Genomic DNA, 12,737 nt, shown 5'->3' on the forward strand with positions numbered 1-12,737 from the left:
TGAGCGATAAAGTCGAATGCAGCAGCGACAGACGCACTGTGTTGCGTATCGGAACATCCAGGTACCAAACTCGTTTCAAGAGTAGTTCTGCCGACGGTATTCGTTTCAGAGGATCTCGATTTGCGACCTAGTTGAATGACTGGTCGAGTGCGGTGCATTTGGCTGCTCGGAAGTGGCTGAGCTCGCGTTGAACGCCTGCTCTCCCTTTGCGCTCCACAACGTTCGCGCCTGTTCGTTCTGATCGCTTTTGAGTTTGTCGGCCATCCAAAGCAGCGCGCCGTAAACTATGGCGCGATCATCGCCGGTTAGCTCGACGATGCCGGCCTTGACGATGAGACCACCGAGCTCGATGAGATGCCGCGTGCGCCTACGGCGCTCGACTTGCGACGACCGCATGTCATGCCGCGCTCGTGCCGCTTGATGACGGTTGCGTGCGGTCTGGTTGCGCCGGAGTCCTGCTCGTGTTGCGATCAGTCGCCTGTGCAGATCGCTGTGTTCGTCCCTGGAAAAACATGGCTCCGCGTCTGGCCCATACCTCCCTCTTGCCGGCGTCTTTCGTCTCGGTCAGAAGGAGCAGCGCGCCGGCGAGTTCCTCGGTGCTGAGCGCGTCTGCGCCGGTGGCAATCACCAATTCGCCAAGCTGCTGCACCTTGCGGCTCTTGAGCTCCCGCGCCTTGTCTTCGAGGGCTTTTAGTTCGGCGTCGAAGTTTCTGGGTTTGCGCAATGTCGTCTCCAATCGTTCTGTAAGCTGTCGATTGAGAGAGGATAGTTGAGCCCCTGGCAAAAGGCTGCAGGATTACCGAGACTGGCTGGGACCGGATAGTCGCTCCCGAGATTTTTTCGAGGGAGGGCGCGCTTATACGTCGTTCCGACGTCCGCTCGACTGTGCCACATCCTGATCGGTGGCGATCTATCATCTTCACGTCAAGGTCATTGGTCGCAAGGCCGGCTCCAGCGCGGTGGCCTCCGCCGCCTATCGCTCGGCCTCGCGCTTGCGCGACGAACGCCTCGACCGTAGCCACGACTTCTCGGCCAAGCGGGGCGTCGTGCATTCCGAGGTGATGCTGCCGGAGCATGCCCCTGAGGCCTGGAGCGGCCGCGAGCGCCTCTGGAATGATGTCGAGGCCTTCGAGATCCGCAAGGACGCCCAGCTTGCTCGCGAAGTCGAATTCGCCCTGCCGCGCGAGCTGAGCCAGGCGCAGGGCATCGAGCTTGCCCGAGACTTTGCGCAGGCCGAGTTCGTCGACCGGGGCATGATCGCCGATCTCAATGTGCATTGGGATGTCGGCGAAGACGGCATGCTCAAACCCCATGCCCATGTCATGCTCACCATGCGCTCAGTGGAAGTGAATGGAAACGACGCAAGCTTCGGCCCAAAGGTGCGCGAGTGGAACCGCACCGAGATGGTCGAGCACTGGCGCGAGCGCTGGGCCGAGTTTGCCAATGAACGCCTGGCCGAACTCGACATCGATGCCCGGATCGATCATCGCAGCCTGGAAGCCCAAGGCATCGCGCTGGAACCGCAAAGCCAGGTCGGCGCGCCGGCTCAGCGCATCGAGCGCGGGGGTATCGAGGATATCGGCGTCGAGGATCCTGGCGCCGCTGCCGACCGGGCGGACCTGCATCGCGAGATTGCGCGCGGCAATGGCGAGCGGATCATCGCCGATCCGTCTCTGGCCCTGGATGCCATCACCCATCAGCAATCCACCTTCACGCAGCGCGACATGGCGATGTTCGCCCATCGTCACAGCGACGGCCTCGATCAGTTCAATGAGGTGATGGGTGCGATGCGCGGCGCGCCCGATCTCATCGAACTCGGCCAGGACGGACGAGGCGAGGATCGCTTCACCACTCGCTCGATGATCGAGGCTGAACAGCGCCTGCACCGCGCCGCCGAATTGATGGCGGAGCGGGAGCGGCATGCCGTCGGCGACCAGGAAAGGGGCCAGGCTCTTGCCACTGCCGAAGAACGCTGTCTCTTCTTGTCAGGCGAGCAGGCCGACGCATTGGCGCATATCACGGATGGGCGCGATCTCTCCCTTGTCGTGGGCTATGCCGGCACCGGCAAGAGCGCCATGCTGGGCGTGGCACGGCAGGCGTGGGCCGCGGGGGGTTATGAGGTCCGCGGCGTTGCCTTGTCCGGCATCGCGGCGGAAAACCTCGAAAGCGGATCGGGCATTGCCTCACGCACCATCGCCAGCATGGAACATGGCTGGGGACAGGGCCGGGACCTGCTCACCGCGCGCGATGTCCTGGTAATCGACGAAGCCGGCATGGTCGGCACACGCCAGCTGGAACGCGTGCTTTCCCATGCCGCTGAAGCCGGCGCCAAAGTCGTGCTGGTCGGCGATCCGCAGCAGCTGCAGGCGATCGAAGCGGGTGCGGCCTTCCGCTCACTCCATGATCGCCATGGCGGCGCCGAGATCGGCGAGGTGCGGCGTCAGCGCGAAGACTGGCAACGGGACGCCACCCGCGATCTGGCGAACGGCTGGGTCGGTGGAGCCATCCACGCCTACAGCGTCCATGATAGGGTGCACGCCGCTGAGACGCGAGAACAGGCCCGCGGGGATCTGATCGGGCGCTGGGATCGCGATCGGCGGGCTGCTCCAGATGCCAGTCGCATCATTCTCACCCACACCAACGCCGAGGTGCGATCCCTCAACGAGGCAGCACGTGAGCGCATGCATGCCGCCGGCGATCTCGGCACTGATGTGCACGTGACGGTCGAGCGTGGCGAGCGCAGTTTCGCCAATGGCGACCGGGTGATGTTCCTGCGCAATGAACGCAGCCTCGGCGTGAAGAACGGTACACTCGGCACCATCGAAGAAGTCAGCCCGCAATCCATGTCGGTGCGCACTGACGATGGCCGGTCCGTTGCCTTTGATCTCAAGGACTATGACCGTATCGACCATGGCTATGCCGCCACCATCCACAAAGCCCAGGGCATGACGGTGGACCACACCCATGTGTTGGCAACACCAGGCCTGGATGCCCATGGCAGCTACGTCGCCCTATCTCGCCACCGCGACGGCATGGAACTGCATTACGGCCACGACGACTTCGCCGATCGGGACCGGCTGGTCCGCACCCTGTCGCGGGATCGATCCAAGGACATGGCGTCGGATTACGAGCAACGAGATCCGGCGCAGGACTATGCCGAGCGGCGCGGCATCAGCTTTCGCGAACGCGTCGTCGAGATCGTGCGCAAGGTGGTGCCGGAAAAGCTGCGCGATCGGATCGACCAACTGCTCGATGGGTTCCGCTCGTCCCCAGATGGTCCGCCCAGCAGAGAAACAGGGCAGGGGCCGGAACCGGAAAGGGAAAGAGCCGGGACGGAGGTACCGCGCGAACCTGCGGTACCCGAAAAGGAGGCTGTCGAAGATCCCGAGGAGGCGCTGCGCAAAACCCGCACTCGGGCGCTGGTCCGCCATGCCCGTGCGGTGAATGCCATCTTCGCCGAGCAGCAAATCGGCGACAAGGCCAGCCCAGAGCAGTGGCGAGAGCTGAAGGATGCGCGCGACGCCTTCGAGAAGGTGAGGCCCTATGGCTGGCGCGATGCCGAGGCAGCCTACCTCAAGGATACCGGCCTTGCCCGCGAGGCGGCTGGCGGCAATCTCGGCCGCGCCATTCGCACCCTCCAGCTCGAGACCGAAATCCGCACTGATCCGAACCGTGCCGCCGATCGCTTCGTGGAACGCTGGCAGAAGCTCCAGCGGGCGAGCCAGCTCCACTATCAGGCCGGTGACTTCTCCCACTACAACGCGACACGCTCAGCCATGGGCGACATGGCCAGGAGCCTGGAGCGCGATCCACAACTGGAATCCCTTCTCGCCAACCGCAAGCGGGAGCTCGGCATCGGCATCGAGTTCGACTCAGGCCGCCGTCTCGGTGTGGAACTCGCCTTCAGCCATGGCCTTGGCAGGGGCCGGGGATTGGACATCGGAATTTGACCCATCCGATATGCCGCCGTCTCCTTGCCACGGCACGACGAAGCGGAAAACGCTCTTGCGCACCCGTGACCACCTGTCCTGTGTAGTCCCAACACCAGTCAGAAACAGCCAGCAGGAGGCAACCCGCCCATGCGTGAACCAGATCGCATCATTCGCATGAAGACCGTGCAGTCGCGAACCGGTCTGTCCCGGTCCACGATCTACCGCAAGATCGCCGAGGGGACCTTCCCGCCCCGGATCAAGATCAGCATCACCGGGGCAGGGTGGCATGAATCCGAGATCAGTCGTTGGGTTGCCGATCCCGTCGGATGGCGCCCGAAAGAGGACGGCGACGAATGCCGATAACCAGGCGGGAGGCTGTTGCAAACGCCGGCGACGCGATACGATCGCGGGTGCCGCTATATTCGGAGGGACAGCTACAACATAAGCGCAGCGGCATGCTGCTGTGACGGGGCGAGCGATGAATGAAAAGGTGCACCAGACCATCACTCTCAACGTGAACCCCTACCTCTCCGAGCGAGAATGGGCAAAGGTGTGGGAAGTCTATTGTAGCATGGATGGTTGGATAGACGCTGCCGAACGCCCGTCATGGTACGGCACAGACGATGCCGATCGGTACATAACCGTGTCAGCCGAGCCGAGTGGACTTCTCTTTGACGCGCATATCGAGCCGAAGCTGTGGACGGGTTGGCTGACCTTGATATGTGCCAGACTGACCCTCGCATTGGGCGTAGCCGTGCATGATGCCGAGATTTAGGGAAAGTCGGGAATTTACGTGGCAAGCCGACATGAGAGCAATCGACATGGGACATTTTCCGCAGGTCAGACGGCCGCACGGCAAATCATGCTGTTGAACCGACGCACCTTGCTCGCAATGGGAGTGACTGGAATAAGTAGCCTGCTTTATTCGCAGGCAGTTGGTGCAGGAGCAGAAAGAGCCATGAGGCGCGTCTTACCCGACTGGGTTATTCCGGACGATCTGGAAGCGATTGTCACCAAGCAGGAAGAATGGATCAGCGATCGTTGGGCACCGATCCGCCTCGTGGTTATGGGCGCGACAATCTATCATGGGCGCCCCATTCCCTTGTCGTGGCAAATCGAATTCTCCCCCTATGGTCCGGAATTCGACGATGCGAACCGCCGCATTGCGAAGAGCACGGGAAACAAGCCTGATTCCTATGCCTGGAGCGAGCTCGTTTTGAAGACGCTGCAAGAAAGGGCCCCCGAGTTCGTGGGACAAACGCATCTTGAGGACACTGAACTGGCGACGTGCGTCATCTGGGTTGAATCGAAGGCCGCCTGCAAAGTGTTGATGGAACTCGTTTGGGAGTTGATCTACCGATAGCCGGTCGCGCAATTCCTAAAGCCTGATACGTCATAGGTGTTCGTCGCATAGACTGTCGCATGTTTCGGGATTTTTGCGAATAATGGAAAGCAGGTTTGATGCGGTATCTTTCGGCAGACCACATTTCTAACGCGCTAAAACGGGGTAGCTCTGTAGAGCAGTTCCTCGGGCGCAGTCCTAATAATCCTGACTATATTCGCCACATCGAGCTACGGCCCTCCAATGGCTCTGTTGAGTTATGGGTTTATGACGCCGAGGATATAGGTAGCGAGGACTGGCTGGACATTTACGATTTCCCATGCCTCGAGCCAGACGGACCGGAAACGCCTACTGCCACCTTTCAAGATGCTCACTCCGCCATCGTTTTCGCTAGCGAAGGGCTCCTTGCTGACGTGAGCCGGTGGACTAATCAGTTCATCAGTCAAGATGAATATCTTGACTATATTCGCGCAGGCCGGCCCCTTCGATGGCCCGTGCCCGCCTGAAATCAAATACAGGCATGGGAAGTGTCGCGGAAATCCTGAAGCCTTCTTCGCGAGCTGGAGCGCATCTTGTTTAAGTTGGTTCATAGTCTGCCGTCGCGCACAGACGACCGCAGCAAGGGTAGGAGCACTCTGCTACGCGCGATCAGAACTTGTAGTTGACACCGAGGCGCACCAATTGCCCGGTCACGTTCTGGGAATACCGCTGAGAAAATGGCGGGTTGGCGGGGGAAGGGAGGGCGATACTCTTCACTTTACCAAGGTCAAAATAGAGATACTCGGCCTTGACCGTCCAGGCGTCCGTTACGGCATATTCGAGGCCACCGCCAAGCGTCCAGCCTGCTTTGGTCGTGCTGGTGGAACTTCCGTAGTGGGTAACCGGGAACTGTTCGCTGTGTGCGACGTCAACTTTGCCGTAAGCCAAACCGCCAATGACGTAGGGTAGGAAGCGATCGAACGCGTATCCGACACGTGTACGGACGGTTCCAAACCACTTGATGGAGGACAACTGACGATACGTGAATGGGTCGAAGTATCCGGCAGGGGACCGCGCCGTGGATTTATCCTTCATGTCGGAATAGTTGAAGTCCGCCTCGATGCCGACAACAAAATGGCCAATCTGATGATTGTATCCAACTTGAGCGCCACCAACAAAGCCGTCTACTGACAGGTCTTTTTTGCCGAGCGCTACTGGATAGTAATCATCCCAAGCTGGGCCGCCGAGGCCATCCAGGGTAGCATCATCGTTATTCCACCCATACCCGGCATTGGCGCCCACATAAAATCCCGTCCAGCTGAACGGAGTGGCCGCGGGTGCAACCGGCTCAACAGCAGCCGGGGCGAGATCGGCGGCCATAGCTGCGCCTGACAGGCACACAAGAGCAGAAGAGGCGAGGAGAAGCTTGCGCATGGCCATAGTCCAAATGAGTATGCGACTATCAATAACTTCAAATCCACAGAAAGTATGTTGCTGATGGGCAACATTTAAAAAATGTTATCCGTACGAAAACTCGAACACAAGAATATTGTGAGTGCGGGAACTGGCTCGAAGAAACCGCCGACGACATATTCAGCTACTATTCTGGCTCCTGCTATTGTGGCGAGTGGGGCATTTGGCCTGGACTCGACGACGGGCCGGTGCCTGCTCCGGCCAACGATAATGGCCGAGACATTATGAAGGCGCTTAAATTAGCGATCCGGTTTTGATCGGCATAGTGCTCAGGTTCAGCGGGTATGGCGGAAACATATTCCGCCGCTCATGCCACCTAAGTGCCCGTAATCATCGAGTGCCGCTTCACCAAGATCAACCATCCGTGGACCAACGAGCAGGTCGAGCGAATGAACCGCACCATCAAGGAGGCCACTGTCAAACGCTACCGCCTCGACATGTTGATCGCCGAAATGCCGGAACTCGGTCGTATGACCGCAGGCCAGGCCGCAGCCATGACCGGCTTGGCATCGGTGCCATACGACAGTGGAACAATGCGGGGCCGGAGGATGATTGTCGGAGGACGGCGGGCGCTGCGACATGTTCTGTTCCAGGCTGCGCTCGCCGCCGCATGCCACAACGCGGTGCTGAGGCCACTCGCCAAACGTCTAAAGGAACGGGCAAAGCCCCATAAGCTGTCATCGTCGCAATTGCACGCAAGCTGGTCACAATCGCAAACGCCGTCCTTAAAACGGCGACTCCATGGCGCTTAAACCCAGCTACCTAGACACAGTTGCTAGAGCCTTAATAGCCCAGCATAGCGTAGCAGCACAGGACGAAGCCGCCAGCGGCACCCGCCAGGCTGGTGTAGCCGATGATTTTGTCGCGGGGCTTGAGCCGCAGTTTGTTCAAGTGCTCGGCACTGCCTTCCGCCCCTGCAACATTATAGCCGACTAGGCTGGCAGCCTTCCGTGTGGCGGGATGATCCGTTCCAGTCTTGCGCAGAAACCAGCCGAACAGGGCATTGGTAAGCAGCTTTTGAAGGCTGCGGGCGATCGTGCCGATCACGCTGAGCTTGAGGACAATGCCGCAGATAAACATGAGGCAAAAGCCCGCAGCGAAGAGCCAGATGTTCATAGGGGTCTCGACAGGTCCAAAGTAATTCCGCTCGACAATTTGGAGGAGCCGCCGACGAGACTCAAGTCGCGTTTTGATTAGCGCGGCGCGACATTCCCCGATAGCCGAAACGGAGGATTTTCCCCCGCACTCAGCGAGAACTCCCGGCCTGTCTCGCCCCTCCTATCAACAGTTGGAAAACCGCGGGCACCTCTCCCAGATCTGGATTGGCATCAAAGGAAGCCGGGCATGGATCCGAGATCGGCGGTCGGATCACGGATCCATTGACGTGGTCGCCGAAAGGCGAGAGCGGTGAATTCCGGCGAAGACGAAAGGCGCTCCGGCAAGCTATGCCTCAGAAGCAGCACGGCGAGCGCGAGAAGTCTCACGGTCGCTGCCGGGCATGAGGACATTCGGCTCCATGGTCTCAGCGATACGGATCAGATCACGGAGCGCCGAGCGGATCTGCGGTTGGGGGAACTCGGTGTCATCCTCCCAAATTGAACCCTCATGAAAGATCATGTCGAGCTTGCCTGCGATGCCGGCGAGTGAGGTGGCCGGTGTGGCGGTCAGGGCATCGACGAGTTCCTGCTCCCGCTCGCCCGCTTCCACCTCCGCTTGCTTCGTAGCCGAATAGCCGATCTTCTCATCGATCGCATCCCAGCGCGCCTGATGCTCGGCCAACTCCGCCTTGGCCTTCGTACACAGGTCAGCCATCTCAGGGGCTGAGCCACAAACGGCCTCGATGTCTTCCGGCGAGAAAAATTCCAGTGCCTCCCTGCTCCCCGGCAGGCGAAGTGTAGTCCGGGGGAAGCCGATTTCTCGTACAAGCTGCGTCTCGAGCCGCTGCTGCTTATGGCAGAGCGCTTCAGTCCTGAGCGCTACGGTTTTCCACGACTGCCACGCCAGCAGCGCTGGGTCAGGGTTGTCGTGACCAGTCTGCGGTTCGGCTGCCTGCGCCTTGGCCTGAAATGGCCAAGCCAGCGTGGTCAAGGTCGTGCCCAACAGAAGGCGCCGCCGGGTGACGAAAGACAAAGTCGTGCTATGGTCGGAATCAGCCATGATCCGAGCTCCTTGCAGCTTGGTTGTGGTTAGGCTGATCGAGGTGTTCCCGCACCTTGGTCAGCCACTCTGCGTACCGTTCCCGATATGATATCGGATTGGGGCGGCAGAGGTTTTGATAGAAAAAATATCAATTCGGCTTTGTGAATGTCAATAGAAAATCTATCGAACCAGCATTTCATGGTGACCACGAGGCAGGTGAAGGCTGCACGGGCATTACTGGGGTGGTCCCAGGGAGACTTGGCGGAACACTCAACGGTTTCGGAGCCGACGATTGCGCGCCTAGAGGCAGAGGATGGATTGCTCGGCGGGCGCCCTGAGACAGTCGCAAAGATCGTCGGCGCATTGGTGACGGCCGGAATCGAATTTATTTCCGAGAACGGTGGTGGTTTTGGCGTGCGTTTGTCGCAACGTTCCGCAAATACGTAAGCTCGACAAAGACACAGAGGATGTCGAGCAAGCTTTTTGGCTCTCCATTGAGTCGCAATTGGCTTTTCCGTGACGTACAGGATACTTTTTTGACATGAAGGCCAGACTATTACGCTGCAGATCACCGATTGAACGGGCCATGCCACGCAATTTACGCCGCTATCAACGAACCGCCCGAGCGCAGACAATCAAGCAATGCCTTCAACTCGGTGTGTCCAGCCCGCGTGAGGGCACTTTTCTTCTCGGCATGGATAATCCTGCAACGCGCAGAGTCACCTATCGGATCGATAGATCCTGTTCCGCACTGTTGACGCGGTAAAATCGTCACGTTGAGTTTTAGGTCAGCTCATCTACTGTCTCTGAACCATAAGAAGGATGCATTTGAGACAGAGAAAACGTCTCGAGCAAACATCTCATTTGAGTATACAAGCAAGTCCAATGGCGCGGCCGCCAGAGTTCGCGGCATCCCCCGTGATCCCGCACAAATCCAGCAAGAAAGACAAACCAGAGTTTTCGTCAGGACGCTTTACAAGGCTCGCACTCGTATCGAGCGTAGGATAGGACGCTTCAAGCGTGTGGCGCTACGCTGCAAAAAAACGGCCCGAAATTTCCAATCCATCGTCAGTTTCGCCGCCTGGCTTTGGTTGACCAAGTTCGTCCACACGACTTAGCGGAAGCTTCATCCTATACACCTCAATGTAAAGACCCGCCGGCCGCTGACGCGAAATTCCGGCCGACTGAAATAATGGCACAGCCCACTGACCAGCTGGCACTTATCAAACTAGAGCATGTGCAGCGATTGATGAATCGATTGTGATGTGACAGGTGGCTTGTGAGCTGAAAGAACCATCCACGCCCTATGCAGTCGGCTCGATCATCGACCTCTTCACCCCAACCTAATGCGCAAACTACTTCCTGGCGGCTGGCTATGAGCCAACTTAAACAAGACGCGCTCTAGCCAAATCTGGTCCAGTTTGAAGGGTTTAGATCAGTTCAAATCATATTCAGATCAGAAGCCGAGGCAAAGCTTCCGCGCCATTTCGGTATAGGACTATGATACCTATGGGAACCACGCGCAGCCAAACCGATTGAGCCATTGTGGATTTAGACTCTTCCGTTGAAAAGGTAAATATCCGAAACAATATGCCTAAAGCGGTCAAAAATATTTCCGACCCCTGGATGGAGTGGCGTCTTGCCGAAAAATATAAAGAAAGTTAGTTCCATGAATATAGGACGATATTTCATTCTTGTTAATGTTTATAAAATTCATCAATTTCTTAGCTAATTATTGGATTGGCAATTAATTTTTTTGTTATTATCCGGAAGTATATCTTGTTATTTGGATAAATGTGAAGCATTATTATAGAATATTATAATTTAAATCTCCAATTTTCGTGTAAAGTGTATAATTAATGGTATTTTTGTACCAATATGTATTTTGTACGCGCAAGTGACCTCCAATCTATACGGTTCAGTAGCATAAATATATTTTGATGTAGCAACAATGTAGAAACATAGTGCCGTAATTTCTCCTTAAATGTTTCGCTTATCGACCGGTGGTACCGTTAACCAAGCGCCATCCTCACACGCTGATCGAAAAGAAATGCACCACTATGAATGAGTGGCTATTTGGCGAGGCATCAGAGCATCTCGGGCCAGTTAGGCAGTCGGTAGCTGCCGCCAATCGGACTTCCTTGCAGGAGTCCTGTCGCGTTTGGTCAGGAACGAGTTTTTCGCGCAATATCATATGGATCGCCTCCTATCCAAAATCGGGTAACACGTGGGTTCGGGTCTTTCTTCACAATCTTCTTCGTGAAATGCGCGGTGAGACCGAGGGCGCGCAGGATATTAACGCGCTGAACCGGTTCAGCGTTTGGGAGCATAGCGTCCCTCTTTTTACGCAAGCGCTTGGCAAGCCACCGAAGGAAGCAAATGCTGAAGAGATCGCTCGAGCTCGGCCGATCGTGCAGCGATTGATCGCTGGGCGCACCAATAGGTTTTTGCCGGCCAAGACTCATCTGGCCTACGGACGTGACCACGGTGTTCCGACCGTCGATCCGGAAGTAACTAGAGCTGCGATCTACCTTGTCCGCAATCCTCTCGACGTCGTGATCTCTTATGCCCACCACATGGGGCAAAGTATCGACCAGACCATCGCCTTGATGGGAATGCCCAATATGTGCACGCCGGCAACCGACCGCCATGTCGGTGAGACGATGGGGAGCTGGAGCCAGCATGTTGAGAGCTGGCTACAAGGCGTGCCTTTTCCCGTGTATGTGATGCGCTACGAAGACATAGTGACACATCCGAAGGTGGCCTTTGGAAATCTGTCCTGTTTCCTCGGGCTTCAGCCGGATGAGGCGCAGCTGACGGCGGCTATCACTAAATCTTCTTTCGAGGCTTTGCAGGCTCAGGAAGGCCAAAATGGCTTCCGTGAAAAGCCAAAAGTAGCTGAGCGCTTCTTTCGAGAGGGGCGGGTTGGACAGTGGCGGCTGGCGTTGACCAAACCTCAAATACTAGCAGTGCTGCGTGATCACGCCGAGGTAATGGAGAGGCTAAGATATCTGATTGATTCTAAAGGGTCCGCATCCATGCTGCCAGAGACATGACATAGCCATAGATAAATAGTTCAATAAAAGAGATTGTGTAATGATCGATTGGAAAAGCGCCTTCAAGGTAGCAATTGCGAACCCAGATACCATATCTCTTGAGACATACAAGAATGTATTTGGTTTTAATTTAAATATAAATAAAGTTTACCGAGATGATTACACATATAAATTTGGTTATCTAATGGCTGTGCGCGGGTATTTAATAATCATCGGGAGTGTTTTGGCGTTTTTGGTTTGTATGTTTATCTACATTTTGCTGATGACAAGTGATTTATTTAGGCGGCTTTTTATGAGCTTTCCATTGCCAGAGTGGGGTTGGCCGTGGAATTATCTGTCAAAAGAATTCATGTTTCAGCAATTCAGCGATGGCCATCTTTTATTGTCCAAGGTGGATATCGATATATATCTTAAGCTTTGTAGTTTTGTGAGTTTGATTTGGTTGGCATTGTTCGTTGTGATGTTGTTTGTGAATTTACTTATTTCAGGGGGGTATAATATATATAAACCGGCTATAGCGCTGTTTTTTGTGTCGTCTTTAGGTATTTGGTCAGCGTCGCATACACTTTTTTCGAATTATAGTTTGTTGGGACCATCTATTCATGATTCATTAGTGGTAATGTCTTTCAAAAAAACTATGATAATTTCGTTTGCTTATTTTTCTTCAATATATTTTGTGGCGATTGTTCTGGTTCAATTTAAGGCGCGTCCGCGAGTTTCTGCAAAAACATAGAAAATTTCAAATAAAGTGACTCAATATGAAGAAAGTATTGGGTTGGCGAGATTTTCGGCAACAGTACTGCGATGGAGAAGATA

The 12,737-nt window shown here is 56.1% G+C and carries 13 protein-coding genes and 1 pseudogene; 9 read left to right on the plus strand and 5 right to left on the minus strand.

Annotation, left to right across the window (positions count from 1 at the left end; genetic code table 11):
- Positions 1-105: 105 nt before the first annotated feature.
- The gene (locus ABXS05_RS30550) at positions 106-396 is read right to left on the minus strand and encodes a conjugal transfer protein TraD (protein ID WP_367626498.1); all 291 of its coding nucleotides are present in this window, start codon (positions 394-396) and stop codon (positions 106-108) included.
- Between the two features lies 1 nt (position 397).
- Positions 398-724: a conjugal transfer protein TraD gene (locus ABXS05_RS30555; RefSeq protein WP_367626499.1), complete on the minus strand. Its 327-nt coding sequence runs from the start codon at positions 722-724 to the stop codon at positions 398-400.
- A gap of 178 nt (positions 725-902) precedes the next feature.
- On the opposite strand from ABXS05_RS30555, the gene traA reads away from it, so the two are divergent.
- From traA to ABXS05_RS30575, 4 genes are all read left to right on the plus strand, one after another.
- Positions 903-3,950 (plus strand): Ti-type conjugative transfer relaxase TraA, encoded by a 3,048-nt coding sequence (gene traA, locus ABXS05_RS30560; RefSeq protein ID WP_367626500.1) that lies wholly within the window; start codon positions 903-905, stop codon positions 3,948-3,950.
- A 129-nt stretch (positions 3,951-4,079) separates the two neighbouring features.
- The gene (locus tag ABXS05_RS30565; protein ID WP_367626501.1) at positions 4,080-4,295 is read left to right on the plus strand and encodes a helix-turn-helix transcriptional regulator; all 216 of its coding nucleotides are present in this window, start codon (positions 4,080-4,082) and stop codon (positions 4,293-4,295) included.
- 115 nt (positions 4,296-4,410) lie between these two features.
- Positions 4,411-4,707 carry a hypothetical protein gene (locus ABXS05_RS30570; protein WP_367626502.1) on the plus strand — a complete coding sequence of 99 codons (297 nt, stop codon included), beginning with the start codon at positions 4,411-4,413 and terminating at the stop codon, positions 4,705-4,707.
- A gap of 183 nt (positions 4,708-4,890) precedes the next feature.
- Positions 4,891-5,295 (plus strand): hypothetical protein, encoded by a 405-nt coding sequence (locus tag ABXS05_RS30575; RefSeq protein ID WP_149249033.1) that lies wholly within the window; start codon positions 4,891-4,893, stop codon positions 5,293-5,295.
- Between the two features lie 627 nt (positions 5,296-5,922).
- Here the strand turns inward: ABXS05_RS30575 and ABXS05_RS30580 are convergent.
- Entirely contained in the window at positions 5,923-6,687 is a 765-nt protein-coding gene (locus ABXS05_RS30580; RefSeq protein ID WP_367626503.1) for an outer membrane protein, read from the minus strand.
- Positions 6,688-7,058: 371 nt separating this feature from the next.
- On the opposite strand from ABXS05_RS30580, the pseudogene ABXS05_RS30585 reads away from it, so the two are divergent.
- A pseudogene (locus ABXS05_RS30585) lies at positions 7,059-7,163 on the plus strand (IS481 family transposase); the annotation flags it as partial.
- Positions 7,164-7,478, plus strand: coding sequence for a transposase (locus ABXS05_RS30590; RefSeq protein ID WP_367626521.1), 315 nt, complete (start codon positions 7,164-7,166; stop codon positions 7,476-7,478). It abuts the pseudogene before it with no gap.
- A 31-nt stretch (positions 7,479-7,509) separates the two neighbouring features.
- On the opposite strand, the gene ABXS05_RS30595 is transcribed toward ABXS05_RS30590, so the two are convergent.
- Both ABXS05_RS30595 and ABXS05_RS30600 read right to left on the minus strand, forming a co-directional pair.
- Positions 7,510-7,842 (minus strand): hypothetical protein, encoded by a 333-nt coding sequence (locus tag ABXS05_RS30595; protein ID WP_367626504.1) that lies wholly within the window; start codon positions 7,840-7,842, stop codon positions 7,510-7,512.
- A gap of 327 nt (positions 7,843-8,169) precedes the next feature.
- Entirely contained in the window at positions 8,170-8,883 is a 714-nt protein-coding gene (locus tag ABXS05_RS30600; protein WP_367626505.1) for a hypothetical protein, read from the minus strand.
- 180 nt (positions 8,884-9,063) lie between these two features.
- Between ABXS05_RS30600 and ABXS05_RS30605 the strand changes: the two genes are divergently transcribed.
- The 3 genes from ABXS05_RS30605 (at position 9,064) to ABXS05_RS30615 (ending at position 12,654) form a co-directional block, all read left to right on the plus strand.
- Positions 9,064-9,312 (plus strand): helix-turn-helix domain-containing protein, encoded by a 249-nt coding sequence (locus ABXS05_RS30605; RefSeq protein ID WP_367626522.1) that lies wholly within the window; start codon positions 9,064-9,066, stop codon positions 9,310-9,312.
- Between the two features lie 1,613 nt (positions 9,313-10,925).
- Positions 10,926-11,921, plus strand: a complete 996-nt coding sequence (locus ABXS05_RS30610; RefSeq protein ID WP_367626506.1) for a sulfotransferase domain-containing protein — start codon at positions 10,926-10,928, stop codon at positions 11,919-11,921.
- 40 nt (positions 11,922-11,961) lie between these two features.
- The gene (locus tag ABXS05_RS30615) at positions 11,962-12,654 is read left to right on the plus strand and encodes a hypothetical protein (RefSeq protein ID WP_367626507.1); all 693 of its coding nucleotides are present in this window, start codon (positions 11,962-11,964) and stop codon (positions 12,652-12,654) included.
- Positions 12,655-12,737: the final 83 nt, after the last annotated feature.

The organism is Labrys neptuniae, assembly GCF_040797145.1.
In the GTDB taxonomy this organism is placed as follows: Bacteria; Pseudomonadota; Alphaproteobacteria; order Rhizobiales; family Labraceae; genus Labrys; species Labrys neptuniae.